Consider the following 14559-nt stretch of genomic DNA (forward strand, 5'->3'; position numbering starts at 1 on the left):
AGACGTATTTCACTACCAACGCGACCCGTATCTACGCGAATGTCACAAGCGTAACATCGACTTCAATCACGGCCCGGGTACTCTTCCCGGACGATGCACCGGTCGGCCCGAACAGCTGGCTCGTCAACGTCACCACCGTCGACGGCGGCACCAGCACGTCACCGGTCAGGTTCACGCTCCTGAAACCCGTGCCGGCCATCACCACCATGACGCCCCTTACCGGTCTGAGGACCAGCCTTGTCACCTTCTCGCTGGCCGGAACCAACTTCCAGCCCGGCCCCGGGAACACCACAGTCACGCTCTTCAACCAGACCTATTTCACGGGGCATGGCACCAACGTGACAACATGGCTGACGAGCGTGACACCGACCGCGATCACAGGTAATTTCACCGTGCCGGCCGACTCACCGTTCGGGAAAACCTGGGCCGTCAACGTCACCACTCTCAACGGCGCCACCAGCACGTCGCCGGTCTTGTTTACGGTCACCAGATTGGCGCCGACCATTGCCATGGTCACTCCCGCATCCGGGTGCCGGAACAGCACCGTCATATTTACGATCACCGGAACGAACTTCCAGCCCGGCATGACGACGATAAACCTGAGCAACTCGGCCTTTGGCGAACTGGATACTATCATCTATTCTGTCATGTCGACGCAGATTAACGGTGGGACCCGGATTCCCCCGGATGCTCCTACCGGCGCATGGAAGCTCAACGTGACCACTGCTGATGGTGGAAAGGCCAGCTCCGTATTCATGATAAACAAGGTACCGGTGCCGGCTGTCATATCTATCACTCCAGCGACCATGTACCGGAATACGACCGTTGCCTTTACCCTTCAGGGCACCTCTTTCCAGACTGACGGGCGCACAGTCGTGAACTTGACCAATGTCAGCGGGTACAATATCACGACTACTCTTTCAGCGGTCTACCCGACTCTCATTACCGGTAACGTATCGCTCCCGGACGACAACATTACCGGCATCTGGAAAGTGAACGTGACAACGATTGACGGCGGTATGGGTACAAAGGTCAATGCCGTCACCATTCTCTGAAAAAACCCCTCTTTTTCTTTCTTCCCGTTCCGGCCACACATTTCATATTCCCTGCACCGATCACTCTTAGAGGAATGCCATATGCAGCGACCCGCATTGCTGATTATCGATATGCAGAACGATTTCGTCCTTGAGGACAGGCCCCTCCGGGTGGCATGCGCCCGTGCCGTCATCCCGAACATCCGGAAAGTCCTCGATGCGTTCCGGGCAAAACACCTCCCGGTCTTCCACATCGTCAGAGTCCACCGGAAGGACGGCTCCGATGTCGAGATCATCCGGCAGGAGCTCTTCCGGAAACAGCCGTTTGCCGTCGAGGGAACGCCCGGGGCGGCAGTGATCGACGATCTCGCCCCGCTTCCCGGCGAGTACGTGGTCCCGAAGGTCCGGATGAGTGCCTTCATCGGCACCGAACTCGACCTGATGCTCCGGAACCTTGGGATCACGGACCTTGTCGTTACCGGCATCCAGACCCCCAACTGCATCCGGACCACGGTCTTCGATGCAATCGCGTACAACTACCCGGTCATCCTGGTCGTGGACGCGACCGGCGCCCAGTCGGACGAGATCCACACCGCCAATGTCAGGGATATGAAAAATATCGGCGTCGGGATCATGACCACCCGCGACCTGATCGCCGCCCTCTGATTTATCGATAAACATGCTCTCCGGCACCGAACTCGCCCTCGCAGGACTGGCCGCAGTATTAGCGGGGCTGATCAACGCCCTTGCCGGAGGTGGAACCCTCGTCTCGTTCCCCGCTCTCCTCGTGATGGGAATCTCTCCGGTGGCCGCCAATGTCACCAACGCTGTGGCGCTCTGTCCCGGCTACCTTGGGGGCGCCCTTGCCCAGCGGGAGGACCTTCGTGGGCAGGGGCACCGGCTCCGGATCCTGATCCCCGCCGGCATTATCGGGGGTGTCACCGGGGGGATCCTGCTGCTCTGCATTGATGAACAGGTCTTCCGGGTGCTCGTCCCGTTCCTGATCCTGCTTGCCGCCGGCCTCCTCGCGGTGCAGGACCGGGTAAAAGCGTATATTGCTTCCCATGCTCCCCATGATGCGGGTGCCACACCGGCCGGACGGGCTGCCCTTCCGGTCGGCCTCGCCGCCGTCTACGGCGGCTACTTCGGTCCCGGGCTTTCCGTGATCGTCCTTGCCGTGCTCGGCCTCTTCATCGATGACAACCTCACCCGGCTCAACGCCCTCAAGCAGTGCATCTCGCTTGCCGTCAATGTCGCAGCAGCGGTCTTCTTCCTCTTCACCGGCTTCGTGATCTGGCCGCTCGCCCTCGTCATGGCAGCCGGCGCCCTGATCGGCGGGTCTGCGGGAGGAACCATCGCGGGGAGGGTCGACCCGGCCCGGCTGCGGTGGGCAATCGTCGCCATCGGGATCGTTGTCGGGATCGTCTTCCTGATCCGGCTGTAACTCACGGAGCCGGTGAGCCCTCGCCAGGATTATCCCGGAATTATCAGGGTTCGGCGATTTTCCGTCACTACCTCCGCGGTACGATACCACAGCGGTTAAAAAAGAGAGGGGATAGTCTTGATCCGGATCAGAGCGCGTTGACGAGCGAGCGCCGGGTGACGACCCCCGCCAGCCTGCCCTTGTCCATCACCGGGACGGAGCTGATGTTCTTCTTCAGCATCAGGGCAACCGCGTCCGACACCTTTGCCGTCCGTTCCACGGAGATAAGCGGGGCGCTCATGATGTCCTTGACGAGCAGGTTCCGGATGCGGTGGTCCTGGTGGTTTCCGTCGACCTGCTTGCGGAACTCGCGCATCGCGATCGCCACGTCGGTCTCGGTCACGATCCCCGTATACTTCTCGTGCTCCGTGACCACGAACCGGGTAATATTGTCGTCCAGCATCCGGCGCCGGAGGTGGACGACGCGTTCGTCCGCCTCGATCGTGAGCACCTTCTCGATCGCACTCTCCATCCCGTCCTCGGGCTGGAACTTCTTCAGCAGGTCTCCGGCCGTGACCTGCCCGATGAGTTTGTGGTCGGCATCGTAGACGACCACCAGCTTGTATTTCTGAAGGAGGGGGATCAGGACATTGGTGTTTTCATCGGGATAGACGCTGGTGAAGTCATCCTCGACTACACTCGCCACGTGGATGGCAGTCGGGGCAAGGCCGGAGTTCTGTCTGCTGCCCAGCTTCTGCGCAATCGCCTGCCTTGAAACTGTGCCGATCACTGCGTTATTGTTGACTGCAATCAGGGGGTCGAGACCCGAATCGAGCATCTTGTCGAGCGCTTCTGTGATCTTGGCTGATTTTGCTATGGTTGCAGGCTTTGCCATTACATCTTTAATAAAAACTTCTTTTGTCATTTCGCCACTTCCTTTATGATATCATCGCGTTTTATTATCCCTGAAATCGTGTTGTCCTCCATGACAACAAGGCTGTTGACATGGTGTTTTTCCATCAGTGCAAGGGCATCCGGGAGCGGTGTGTCCGCAGGGACCGTGATCACGGGACTCGTCATCAGGTCCTCCGCGGTCACCGAGGGGATCACCATCAGGCCCTGTCCACCTAGCCCGTCTGCCTTTTCCCGTCTCCGTATGGTTACATCCTTTCCAACCACACCCGATACCTTCGGTTCGTCTTCGTAGAATGCCAGGTTCGTCTCGGTGATGATACCGGCAGGGGTACCGTCATCGTCCGTCACCAGCACCTTGTCATTGCGTTCGCTCATCACACCAATCACATGGTCGATCGAGTGGTAGCGGCTGACCGTTGCCACATCCTCCATCACGTCCCCGGCCGTGCACGATAATGCCCGGACGAGGGCGGATTTCATCAGATCGGTCTTGGTCACGATGCCGGTCACCTCACCGTCCTCCACCACGGGAACACAGCTGATATTCCGGTCAACGAACATCCGTGCGATCTCCCGCACGCCGGTGTCGGGTGCGACGACGAGAGGGCATTCAGTCATGAGTGCCCCCACCGGGATCCGGTCGAGGGGGCGGCGACGCCAGGCCGGTTCTCCCTGCCGCAGCCGGTAGGCAATGTCCTTCTTGGTGATGATCCCGACAAGCCGCCCGTCTTCCATGACCGGGAGGCGGGAGATCTTGTGCCGGACCATCAGGTTCCGGGCATGCGCTACAGTTGCGTCGGGATCGACAACAAAGATCGGTGAGATCATCACGTCACGTGCATACATCGCCTTCACCCCCCCGAAAACGCCCGCACAAGGTCAAACTCGGTGACGAGCCCGATCAGGCGGGAGTCTTCGATGACCGGCAGGGCCCCGATGTTCCGGGAGAGCATCTCCCGGGCCACCTCGTTGATGTTCTTCTCCGGGCTGGTCGTGAAGAGCTCCCCCGCAATCAGGGTCCTGACCGGCAGGCCGGTCACTTCAGCGACATTACCGGTCGTCATGCGGGAGAAGACCTCGCGACTCCCGAGGTACCGCATGATGTCCGTTGCCGTGACGATCCCATACAGCACGTCATCGCTCACCACCGGCAGGCGCCGGAACCGGTGCTTTGTCATATCCTTGGTAACGGTCGAGATCGGGCAGTCCGGCGCGGTGACCCGGAGGGACGAACTCATCACGTCCTCGACATGCAGCGGGCTCCGCTCCGACCCGAGTACCCCGAGGACATCGCGCTCCGTCACGATCCCCGCAAGGACCCCTTCCCTGTCGATAATCGGAAGCCCTCCGATCTTTTTTTTGATAATCATATCCACGGCATCGCTGATCCGTGCGTCGCTCGCGAGCGTCTCGGGCTGCTGGGTCATGATCGAGCGGACGCTCTCGTTGACCGCAGCGATCAGGTTACCGTTGTGCCGGACCTGGACAAGTTTGTACTTGTCGCCCCCGCCCATGAAATTGATGATATCTCCCGAGGTGATGATCCCCCGCAGTTTCCTGGTGCCGGCATCCGTGACGGGGAGCCTGCGGAACCCGCACTTCGTCATCTCCTCCACCGCCGAAATAATGCTCTGCGTCGGCGGCACTGATATGACATCGCAGGTCGCGATCGCCATGATCTCCCCTTCCTGTTCCGCGATATGGGATTTGAACTCCACCGGCCCCCGGTCGAGTTTGCCCTGCATTTTCAGGAGCCGGTCGCCCTGTTTGACGCCCCGGCCGTTCTGCTGCATTATTGACCTCCCGATTGTTCGAAGATTATCCTTCTGTCCCCGGGGCGTGCCCGCCCCGGTATATTCTCAAATTCACGGTATCGTTTTGTATTTTCATGTGAGCGCTGCAAGGACATCGTGGCGGTTGACGACCCCGACCAGGTGTTCGCCATCGACGACCGGCAGGAGGCTGACGTCGTGTTTGACGATCAGTTCCGCCGCGGCACTGATTGGATCGTCCGGCGCAACCGTGACAACCTGCATGGTCATCGCGTCCCCGATGGTTGTACGGGCGTGCTGCGCAATCGACGATCTTACCCTCCTGCTGCTGATCAGGTCGCGGCGGGATATAACCCCGACAAGCCGCTTTTTTTCAACCACCGGGAAAGCCGCAAAGCCGCTCTCCATGATCATCGTGTAGACCTTCTGGAGCTCATCCATTGGCCCTGCAAAGACCACATTCCCGGACATCTGCCGGGAGACCGGGCCATGCAGTTCGTTCCGGGAGATGATCACCGGAAAGATGTCAGCAAGGAGAACCCCGCCGACCACATGCGACTTCTCATCGACAACGGCTACACTATCCGTATGGAATTGCCTCATTGTTCTTGCCACCTGTTCGATCGAATCCTGGGGACCGGCCACGGGCGCTTCCCGGACAAACCCCTCGATGGTCACGTTCGATTTGGTTGCGGTCACCCGCAGGCCGTCCGTGATGTCGATATATCCGAGGAGTTTTTTTTTCGCGTCCACGACATATACTTCACGGAAACGGTCATCTCTTAAGATCTGCCGTGCCTTGGTTATCTGGTCGCTAGATTTCAGCACAGGGATCTCACGGATGAAATCCTGTGCTGTCCTCATTTGATATTGTCCTCCTCCCGGCAGCTCGGGCAGAGCATCACGTTGTCCACCCGCTTAAGATCATCAGACATCTGACTGCAGCGGTCGCATACGCCCTGCTCGACAACCTCCTCGCGGTTGATCTCGATGAGATCAATGAGGAGCTCGTTGAGCTCGTTAGAAACGGTAAGGAGATCCCGCACGGTCACGATGCCAATGACTTTCTTGTGCTCATCGACAACCGGGAGCCTTCTTACCTTATGCTTCACCATCATACGGGCAGCATCCACTACCGTCTTCTCCGCACTCACCGTAATGAGTGGCGTGCTCATGATATCGTTTACCTGTACAGTACTCGGCTTGAGATCCTTTGCCACCACTTTGCAGGCAAGGTCTTCCTCGGTCACGATGCCGATGGGTTTCGTGTTCTTGAGGATGATGACACTCCCGACCTCCTCAATGCACATGGCCTTCGCTGCCTTATCAGCGGTCGCCTCGATGCCGATCATGATCGGGTTCTTCTTCATCACTTCCCTGAGCGGGACGCGGGTCTCAAACTGGATTGCGTTGGACGTCTTTTTCATGAGTCACCTCCTTGAAGTGCTTGTGCTGATGATTACAATTAGCATACTCCCCTCCCCTTGTATAAATACAATGTGGCCATGACACGGACTCATGCGGTGCAGTAATATCCGTAAGGCCCGGTACTCCGGTACCGGCGGGAGAGTGCCTGTCCGGGATAAGAAACATAATAAACTGCGTATTCTATACATTACTAACGCATTATGGTGAATTCCGTGTACCTGAGTACAACGCTTTCCCATCGAGGTGGATAGTGAAGATATTTTATCAGACCTTTGGTACGGTAAAGAAGAAATTTTCCAACTTCCTTAACCAGGTTTTCAAGAAGAAAAAGACCCGGATCGGCATTTACGGTCCCCCGAATGCGGGAAAGACAACGCTGGCAAACCGCATCGCCCGTGACTGGACCGGCGATGCTGTCGGCCCGGTGAGCGAGATCCCGCACGAGACCCGGAGGGCACGCAAGAAGGAGGACATCATCATCTCCGGTGCGAACGGCAACACGATCACCATCGATATTGTCGATACGCCAGGTGTGACTACCAAGATCGATTACCACGAGTTCCTCGAGTTCGGGATGGAGAAGGAGGAGTCGATCATCCGGGCCCGGGAAGCAACAGAGGGCGTTGCCGAGGCAATGCACTGGCTCCGCGAGGACATCGACGGCGTGGTCTACATGCTGGACTCGACGCTCGACCCGTTCCTTCAGGTAAACATCATGATGATCGGGATCATCGAGGCACGGGACCTGCCGATCATCATTGTCGCGAACAAGATCGACCTGCCGGATGCAGCCCCGGCACGGATCCGCAGTGCTTTTCCCCAGCACCCGGTGGTCGCGATCTCGAGTCTTGAGGGAAGGAACGTCGAAGACCTTTACGAGACGATGCTCGAATACTTCGGGTGATCAGCAATGCCGCACAAGTGCACGAAATGCGGGCGGGAATACAAAGACGGGTCAACCGAGATCCTGAGAGGGTGCGAGAGCTGCGGCAACAAGAAGTTCCTCTACGTCAAGCAGGCGGAGCTCAATAAGGACGTACTCGAAGAGAAGTCCATTGACGAGATCGCTGACGAAACGCAGCAGGAGATCCTCGAGGTTGTCGAGCCGAAAAAGAAAAAGAAGGAAGTGGAGATGTACGACCGGGTGGAAACAATCCGGATCGTCTCGCCCGGTTCCTACGAACTTAACCTCGAGAAGATGGCCCAGAGCGACGAGCGGATCGTCAGCGTGGGCAAGGAGGGCTCGTATATCATCGACCTGATGTCGATGGCAAAGGACGAGCCGAAGAAGAGGCACCGGAAGAAGTGAGGGGGTTCTTCCTTTTTCTTTTTTTAAATATACACTCATACGCTCATGGGGCTCCGCCCCGCCGCTGTGGCTCCCCGGGTTGCGATAGTGCCGTAGTACCTTTTCCGGCACTATTGCATTGTGCCCCGTCCCCCGCAGGGCCTGGTGGCACAAGAGGGGGGTAGAGTGAGTGAAATTGGGCATCGCTTCTCCTGCATCACACATTGTATGCGGACTCAATGAGCTGGGTATGGGAAAAGATTGTGTGGTTTACGAACCAGACATCTGGTACTCCTGTGCACAAGCCGGATAATGCTGACCGTTACGATCGCCAGATACGGATGACGATCCCGCATTACGACAATATTCACGAAGAGATCCTTAACTTTGTAAAGGTCCAGTATCCCAACCCTAAAACATGGCTGGATACCGGATGCGGGACGGGTTCTTTCATCCGGAAAGCACAGGATATTTTTCCGGATACAGAGTTCTTCATCGCAGATCCATCGGAAGGGATGATCAAAAAAGCCTCACTGACCCTCGATGGGTGCCGGTATTCCCTTCTTGGCAGGTGCGGAACTGCAGATCTTCCCGCAATTACAAAAAGCAGGTTTGACGTGATCACAGCGATCCAGTGCCACCATTACCTTCAACCGGAGAAGCGGATCGCGGCCGTCCATGCCTGTTATTCCCTGCTGGATGGCAACGGTCTTTTTGTCACTTCAGAGAATATCCGCCCCTTTTCTGATGAAGGAATTGCACGGTCCTTATCGTACTGGGGTGCCTTCCAGCGCCAGGCCGGTCGAAGAATGGATGAAGTCAGGGATCATCTGAGCAGATTTGACCATGAGTATTTCCCAATAACGGTCACCGACCACCTTCAGGCTTTCCATGACTCCGGTTTCTCCATTGCCGAGATCCTCTGGCTCTCGTATCTCCAAGGCGTATTCTGGTGCAGGAAGTAAGGCATTCTGCTCCCGGATTCACTGTGTAGCAAGCTCGTCCCGGATCCCCTCGTACGGCGCCGGCAGATCGAGCCGGCGGGGAATCTTCCCTCATCATATCTTACCCCGGCAACGAGACATTGAATGCTGTACCAAGTGCATGCCATCCGGACACTGCCAGGTATTTTGGCGTTGCCCAAAGATACGGAGGCCCGTCATAGCTCATCAGGAGGGGATAGGGGCCGGGCGTAGGACAGTTCTCCTCATACACCCCGATTTTGTTGAACCATTTGTCCCGGAATGTCATGTTACCGTCAGTGGCATTGTAGTACCCATAGTTGTCAGCGCACCAGGGATCGTAGTAATAGGATCCGTTGGCAAGCTCGACTTCCACCCACTGGTGCGAATAAGAATACGTCCGGACGAGTCGGGCGTCGATGCCTGATTGCTGTGCCATGAATGCAAACAATGCCGAGTATTCTCTGCATTCACCGACCATGTTGTACGCGATCCAGTACGGATCGTCCGCGTACATTGTGCCTTCCTGATTTCTCTGGGGATAGAGGATCCCATCGTAATACGGGCTTGCTTTCATCCGGTAGTGGTCGGATTCAAGGTATGCATATGTACAAGCGGTATTCGGACAGATGAAGGCAGACAGATTATCATTCGGTCGGATCCAGTCCTTCATCTCCCAGACAAAAATCGCGTCCAGCCGGGCATCCGGATCAGATATCTGCCGGATCTTTTCCAGTTCTGCGGAAATGCGTTCCTTTCCCTCCGGGTAGATGACGTGGGAGTACCGGTCAGTCATGTAATTGTTGAGAATGGTGATATTATCGGCATCGCTTTTCTCGAGGGCAACAATATTAAGAGTCAACGAGTTCAGTATCAGGAACGGGTTCAGGCAGGGAAAAACTATCATGGCACCCGCAAGGAGAAGAATCCCGACTGCAAGAACCGGTGCCCATTTTTTCCGCACGTGGTTCCCGTTTTGTTTCTTCATACATTCACCCTGCTGTCATACGGAATCCAGCTGTCCACAATCCTTCTTCCTCTGCCGGTCCAATCCCGCTCCCGGGTTGTTCTTCCCGGTAACGTGTGCTCGATCCGGTTCCGGTGCCGATTTTGGCACGTATATCGTACTATTGATATAGTATACACAACTTAATGTAATTTAAAACTTACAATTTGGGGCCATCCGAGGAACTTATCGGTAAATGTACCTACCGACGGCTAACACTGATAAAACAACGATGGTTCCAGAGTTAGCCGCTGTAAAATAGGAGTGGAACCACATGATTGGGCGATTCCAAGGTGTCTGCTATCCCGACTCTTGAATTCCTGACAGGTCCGTTTATACCGTGCTGGAAGTGATCAAAAAATATCCAACTAATGTACGGGAGTTGTCCGTTTTATCTCTAAAATATGGGTTATCTCGTCACCAACTCATCCCGGATCCCTTCGTACGGCACCGGCAGTTCCAGCCGCCGGAAGAACTCGTCCGTGAAGATGATGCTGTTCACAATCGCCCATTCCGCACACCCGTGGCCAAGACACTTGTTTGGGAAGAATGGCAGGTTCTTTGCGGCAAGCGGGTTTGTCGCAAACTTCTTCCTGAGGACTTTCTCGAACCTCTCTGCCGTGGTCTCTTCGCCCCTGCCAGCGGTGCGGTCATCATGGATCACCACCCATTCCCGCTTGTAGTGCATGAGGTGGTTACGAATATCGATCAACGTCCGCACGTTGGCAAACGCCTGATCGTTCTCATCGAACGAGGGTTTTCCCGCGATCGCGAGGATCTTCTGGTACTTGCTGATCATAGGGGCACGGTCGAAGTTTTTCTCGTTCCGCCACTTTTCACCGATCGTCTTGAGGAGCGTCTCGTTCTTCTCATCCGCGAAGAAATAGGCATCGTCCGCTGCATCGGCATAGAACTCGTTGACCGTGGATTCGAGAAACGAAACGGAGGAGAGGACGGAGGAGAGGATGACGGCCTCGTGCTGCAGGAGCACATCCTGCGACAGGGGCCCGGAGGCTGCGCTGGTTTTTTCGATCCCATACCCGAGCCGGCAGAGTATTGCGGCGGACTGGATATACCGTACGGAGAAGCAGTCCCGGAACCGGATCGCCGACTCCTCACCACTCGTTTCGAGAGGTATTTTGTCCATCGTTACCATTCTTTTTGTCCGGTAAGGTAAAAAGGAGAAGGTAAAAAAATGGTAAAAACCGGCTGATCCTGCATCAACATCCGCCTTTTTGTCCCCTCCAAGAAAACCCTATATCGGTGTTAGGATAACGATACAACAACTCGCATATCCTCCCGCACGAAGGTTGTGGGAGACCCGGAGATGACCACGGTTTCTGACGAAGAGCATACACCCCATACCCCCCCAGAAATACCTTGGCGACCGGGGACTCATCATCCTGATCGCTGTGCTCTCCGCCTTTGTCCCTCTCTCAACCGATCTCTACCTTCCCGCACTTCCCGGGATGAGCGACTTTTTTCATGTCTCTGTTGATATCACCAACCTGACCCTGATACTCTTCTTTGTCTTTTTCAGTGCCGGGATGCTCTTCTGCGGGCCGCTTTCCGACAAGTACTGCCGACGGCCCGTCCTGCTTGCCGGCCTTGCACTCTACATCGCCGCAAGCGTTGTATGTGCCGTATCATGGGACATCTAGCACCTGATCTTCTTCCGCATTCTCCAGGCTGTCGGGGGCAGTGCTGTCTCAGCGGTCGCGACCGCTATGGTCAAGGACGTGTACTACGGGAGGAAACGGGAGTCGGTGCTCGCGATCGTCCAGTCCATAGTCGTCACCTCGCCCGCCGTCGCCCCGGTTCTGGGTGCGTTCATGCTCCCGTATACCTCGTGGCGGGGCCTCTTCTGGACGCTCGCCCTCATCGGTATCGTCTCGATGGCCGGCTGCCTCCTGCTTACGGAAACCATACCCTCGCGGTATACCGGCACCATGATGCAGTCCGTCCGCCGGCTCGGGACCGTGCTGAAAAATCCCGGGTTTACCTCGCTCCTTATCGTCTTCTCGCTCGTGAGCGTGGCATCGCTTGCTTTCATTGCCAAATCCTCGTATATCTGTGAAGACGGATTCGGACTCTCAGAACAGTGGTTCAGCTTCTATTTTGCCATCAATGCCATCGCCATGATGTCGGGGCCCCTCCTTTATCTCCGGCTCTCCCGGTCCTTCAGCCGCAATGCGGTCATCGTATCCTGTTTTGCCACCATGATCGCCGGTGGCGCACTGATCTGCTTTTTTGGCCGCCTGGGGCTCCTGCTCTTTGCCCTCGCACTGTTCCCGGCGACCCTGATGGGCAGCTGCGTGCGACCACCCGGTGCATTCCTCATGCTCGAACAGCAGAAGGAAGACACCGGTTCCGCATCCGCCCTGATCAACTGCTTTGGCCTCGTGTTGGGCAGCGCCGGGATACTCCTCGCCTCCCTTGACGCGGACAATCTCATCCTTATCGTGGGGGCGATCTACGTGGCTGTCGGGCTCGTGTGCCTGGCGGGCTGGCTGCTGATCGGCAGACTGAACCTGATACATGAGGTGCCGGGGATGGAGACCGATGATCGCTGCGTGTGTGGCGACTGTCGATTTTCTCCCGTACCCTTTATTATCCCCTCCCACCAATAGTAGAATAGCACTTTTAATGTGCTGACAGATGTAAGTCCGACGTGCGACACCGCACTGCCTATAAGCATGGCTTTGGGATTACAGAGAGTCAGTAGCAGACATGCAACTGCACTTTTCTGGACTTACGTTTAGTCTACTAGGAGGCTACACCATGGCACGAATGCATGCCCGCAGAAGGGGCAAGTCGAGCTCAGTCCGCCCCTACCGGAAACAGGCACCCTCGTGGTCGAACTCCGACCCCGCGGCGATCACCAAGATCATCCTGGAACTCCGCAAGGACGGCTCATCGAGCAGCAAGATTGGACTGGTCCTGAGAGACCGGTACGGCGTTCCCGATGTTAAGCTTGCCACCGGCAAGCGCCTCGGGACCATCCTGAGAGAGAACAAGGTCGCATCCGAGATCCCCGAGGACCTCCGCGACCTGATGGTCAAGGCCCTTGGCCTGCGCAAGCACCTCTCCGAGAACAAGAAAGACCTGCACAACAAGCGCCAGCTCCAGCTGATGGAGTCCAAGATCCGTCGGCTCGTACGGTATTACACGGGAAGCAGGAGACTGCCCGCGGGCTGGGTCTACAAGCCGGAGAACGCGGAGATCCTCCTCTCCAGGTAAGTTATCAGGAATCGTCCATCATGTCCCCGTCGCTTAAATCCGCAGCAGAGACCGTTGCAGCGCAGATCCGCAGGCAGGAGTTTATCGAGGTGCTCGCGCACCACGATGCGGACGGCATCAGTGCCGCCTCGATCCTCTGCCACGCGATGCTCCGCGCAGGCATCCGGTTCCGACTCCGGGTACGGCAGGACGTGAACGCATCGGATCTTTCCGGTGAGAGTGCATACCTCCTCTGCGATATAGGGGCAGGAATGGCAGACCTCCCGAGGACGACGATGGTGGTGGACCACCACCTCCCGCTGTTTGAGGGCGAGTTCCATGCGAACCCGCGGCTGGCCGGCATCGACGGCGACCGCGAGCTCTCCGCAGCAGGCACCGCGTACTTCGTGGCCCAAGAGCTGGGTGACAACCGCGATCTCGCCGGCCTCGTCATCCCCGGCATCATTGGGGACCGTCAGGAGATCCTAGGCAAGAACCTCGAGATCTTCAATAATGGGGTGGCAAACGGGATCATCGTGCCGGACCGGGGGCTGACGCTGCCGGGCCGGGACATGATCGAGCGCTGGTACACGACAACGAACCCGTACCTCGCGAACATCAGCGGCGCCGAGCAGCTCGTCGAGGACTTTGTGGAGCAGGCAAAGGACCCGTCTTCACCCAACAAACCCCTCATGCTCGATGTCCTGATCTCAAGAGTGGTGCTCGAAGCGGCGCCGAAGGCGACCCTTGCGGGCCTGCGGGGCATCTGGGGCGACACCTACCACCTCCAGCGCGAAGTGATTGAGGACGCCCATGCCCTTGCAGCGGTCATCGACGCCTGCGGCAAGACCGGCAACGGTGACATCGGTGCGACACTCTGCCTCCGCTCCTCTCACGAGATCGACCGTGCCTGGGAGATCACGAGGCAGCACCGCATCCGGGTGATCGACGCTGTCAGGACCGCACACCCGCACGAAGGGATTGCCGGCGTCTTTGAAGTGAAGGACGCTACCGTCCAGAGTGACGTTGCCGACATCCTCTCCCGCGACCTGCCCGCAAGCGGACCGGTACTCGTGTACGCCAAAAGCGGCGAGTACTGCCGGATCTCCGCACGATCACCCTTCAGCAGCAGCCTGGAACTCGGACCGAAAGTCCGCGAACTGGCGGCAGCCTGCGGGGGAAGCGGCGGGGGGCACAACCTCCGGGCAGGGGCCACGATACCCTGCAACAAGATCGGGACCTTCGCAAAGGGCTGGCAGGAGGCAATCGCATCATGATGCAGATCGAAGGTACCATCATGACCCTGCACACGGATGCCGCCTCCGTTGCCGCGGCACTCTCGCCCGACAACCTGCGCAGCATGGAGACGAAGGCAGACGGCAACCGGGTGGTCACGACCATCACGGGCACACAAGCCCGGTCGGTCATTGCATCGGTGGACGATTATCTGATGAACCTGGCAGTAGCGGAGGACGCATGTTCCCTCCGCACCGGAAAAACCAACAGGTGATA

General features: G+C 57.3%; 16 protein-coding genes and 1 pseudogene. 10 read left to right on the top strand and 7 right to left on the bottom strand.

Annotation, left to right across the window (positions count from 1 at the left end):
• The 3 genes from ABSG49_RS00005 to ABSG49_RS00015 form a co-directional block, all read left to right on the top strand.
• Window positions 1-1055, top strand: a 1055-nt coding sequence (locus ABSG49_RS00005; RefSeq protein ID WP_424024042.1) for a hypothetical protein, incomplete at its 5' end; no start/stop codon positions are given.
• Window positions 1056-1136: 81 nt separating this feature from the next.
• Complete coding sequence (locus tag ABSG49_RS00010) at window positions 1137-1700, top strand: cysteine hydrolase family protein (RefSeq protein ID WP_424024043.1); 564 nt, start codon at window positions 1137-1139, stop codon at window positions 1698-1700.
• A gap of 13 nt (window positions 1701-1713) precedes the next feature.
• Window positions 1714-2478 carry a sulfite exporter TauE/SafE family protein gene (locus tag ABSG49_RS00015; RefSeq protein WP_424024044.1) on the top strand — a complete coding sequence of 255 codons (765 nt, stop codon included), beginning with the start codon at window positions 1714-1716 and terminating at the stop codon, window positions 2476-2478.
• Between the two features lie 127 nt (window positions 2479-2605).
• On the opposite strand, the gene ABSG49_RS00020 is transcribed toward ABSG49_RS00015, so the two are convergent.
• The 5 genes from ABSG49_RS00020 to ABSG49_RS00040 form a co-directional block, all read right to left on the bottom strand.
• Window positions 2606-3382 carry a CBS domain-containing protein gene (locus tag ABSG49_RS00020; RefSeq protein WP_424024045.1) on the bottom strand — a complete coding sequence of 259 codons (777 nt, stop codon included), beginning with the start codon at window positions 3380-3382 and terminating at the stop codon, window positions 2606-2608.
• Window positions 3379-4218 carry a CBS domain-containing protein gene (locus tag ABSG49_RS00025; RefSeq protein ID WP_424024046.1) on the bottom strand — a complete coding sequence of 280 codons (840 nt, stop codon included), beginning with the start codon at window positions 4216-4218 and terminating at the stop codon, window positions 3379-3381. Before ABSG49_RS00025 ends, ABSG49_RS00020 begins: the two co-directional genes overlap by 4 nt.
• 5 nt (window positions 4219-4223) lie before the next feature.
• A complete protein-coding gene (locus ABSG49_RS00030; protein ID WP_424024047.1) occupies window positions 4224-5165 on the bottom strand; it encodes a CBS domain-containing protein in 942 nt (313 codons plus the stop codon).
• A 93-nt stretch (window positions 5166-5258) separates the two neighbouring features.
• Complete coding sequence (locus tag ABSG49_RS00035; RefSeq protein WP_424024048.1) at window positions 5259-6008, bottom strand: CBS domain-containing protein; 750 nt, start codon at window positions 6006-6008, stop codon at window positions 5259-5261.
• The gene (locus ABSG49_RS00040) at window positions 6005-6571 is read right to left on the bottom strand and encodes a CBS domain-containing protein (RefSeq protein ID WP_424024049.1); all 567 of its coding nucleotides are present in this window, start codon (window positions 6569-6571) and stop codon (window positions 6005-6007) included. The genes ABSG49_RS00035 and ABSG49_RS00040 overlap by 4 nt, the downstream gene beginning before the upstream one ends.
• A 251-nt stretch (window positions 6572-6822) precedes the next feature.
• Here ABSG49_RS00040 and ABSG49_RS00045 point away from each other — a divergent pair, with 251 nt between their 5' ends.
• From ABSG49_RS00045 to ABSG49_RS00055, 3 genes are all read left to right on the top strand, one after another.
• A complete protein-coding gene (locus ABSG49_RS00045; RefSeq protein ID WP_424024050.1) occupies window positions 6823-7476 on the top strand; it encodes an Era-like GTP-binding protein in 654 nt (217 codons plus the stop codon).
• 6 nt (window positions 7477-7482) lie between these two features.
• Window positions 7483-7881: a Zn-ribbon domain-containing protein gene (locus ABSG49_RS00050; protein ID WP_424024051.1), complete on the top strand. Its 399-nt coding sequence runs from the start codon at window positions 7483-7485 to the stop codon at window positions 7879-7881.
• A 218-nt stretch (window positions 7882-8099) separates the two neighbouring features.
• Window positions 8100-8825 carry a class I SAM-dependent methyltransferase gene (locus ABSG49_RS00055; protein WP_424024052.1) on the top strand — a complete coding sequence of 242 codons (726 nt, stop codon included), beginning with the start codon at window positions 8100-8102 and terminating at the stop codon, window positions 8823-8825.
• Between the two features lie 100 nt (window positions 8826-8925).
• On the opposite strand, the gene ABSG49_RS00060 is transcribed toward ABSG49_RS00055, so the two are convergent.
• Window positions 8926-9810 (bottom strand): transglutaminase-like domain-containing protein, encoded by an 885-nt coding sequence (locus ABSG49_RS00060; RefSeq protein WP_424024053.1) that lies wholly within the window; start codon window positions 9808-9810, stop codon window positions 8926-8928.
• A 427-nt stretch (window positions 9811-10237) separates the two neighbouring features.
• Window positions 10238-10975 carry a hypothetical protein gene (locus ABSG49_RS00065; RefSeq protein ID WP_424024054.1) on the bottom strand — a complete coding sequence of 246 codons (738 nt, stop codon included), beginning with the start codon at window positions 10973-10975 and terminating at the stop codon, window positions 10238-10240.
• A gap of 265 nt (window positions 10976-11240) precedes the next feature.
• On the opposite strand from ABSG49_RS00065, the pseudogene ABSG49_RS00070 reads away from it, so the two are divergent.
• From ABSG49_RS00070 to ABSG49_RS00085, 4 genes and pseudogenes are all read left to right on the top strand, one after another.
• Window positions 11241-12458 (top strand): annotated as a pseudogene (locus tag ABSG49_RS00070) (multidrug effflux MFS transporter).
• A 151-nt stretch (window positions 12459-12609) separates the two neighbouring features.
• Window positions 12610-13068 (top strand): 30S ribosomal protein S15, encoded by a 459-nt coding sequence (locus ABSG49_RS00075; protein ID WP_424024055.1) that lies wholly within the window; start codon window positions 12610-12612, stop codon window positions 13066-13068.
• A gap of 20 nt (window positions 13069-13088) precedes the next feature.
• The gene (locus tag ABSG49_RS00080; RefSeq protein WP_424024056.1) at window positions 13089-14324 is read left to right on the top strand and encodes a DHHA1 domain-containing protein; all 1236 of its coding nucleotides are present in this window, start codon (window positions 13089-13091) and stop codon (window positions 14322-14324) included.
• The gene (locus ABSG49_RS00085) at window positions 14321-14557 is read left to right on the top strand and encodes a KEOPS complex subunit Pcc1 (protein WP_424024057.1); all 237 of its coding nucleotides are present in this window, start codon (window positions 14321-14323) and stop codon (window positions 14555-14557) included. The genes ABSG49_RS00080 and ABSG49_RS00085 overlap by 4 nt, the downstream gene beginning before the upstream one ends.
• Window positions 14558-14559: the final 2 nt, after the last annotated feature.

It is taken from the genome of Methanoregula sp. (assembly GCF_049510175.1).
Classification (GTDB): domain Archaea; phylum Halobacteriota; class Methanomicrobia; order Methanomicrobiales; family Methanospirillaceae; genus Methanoregula.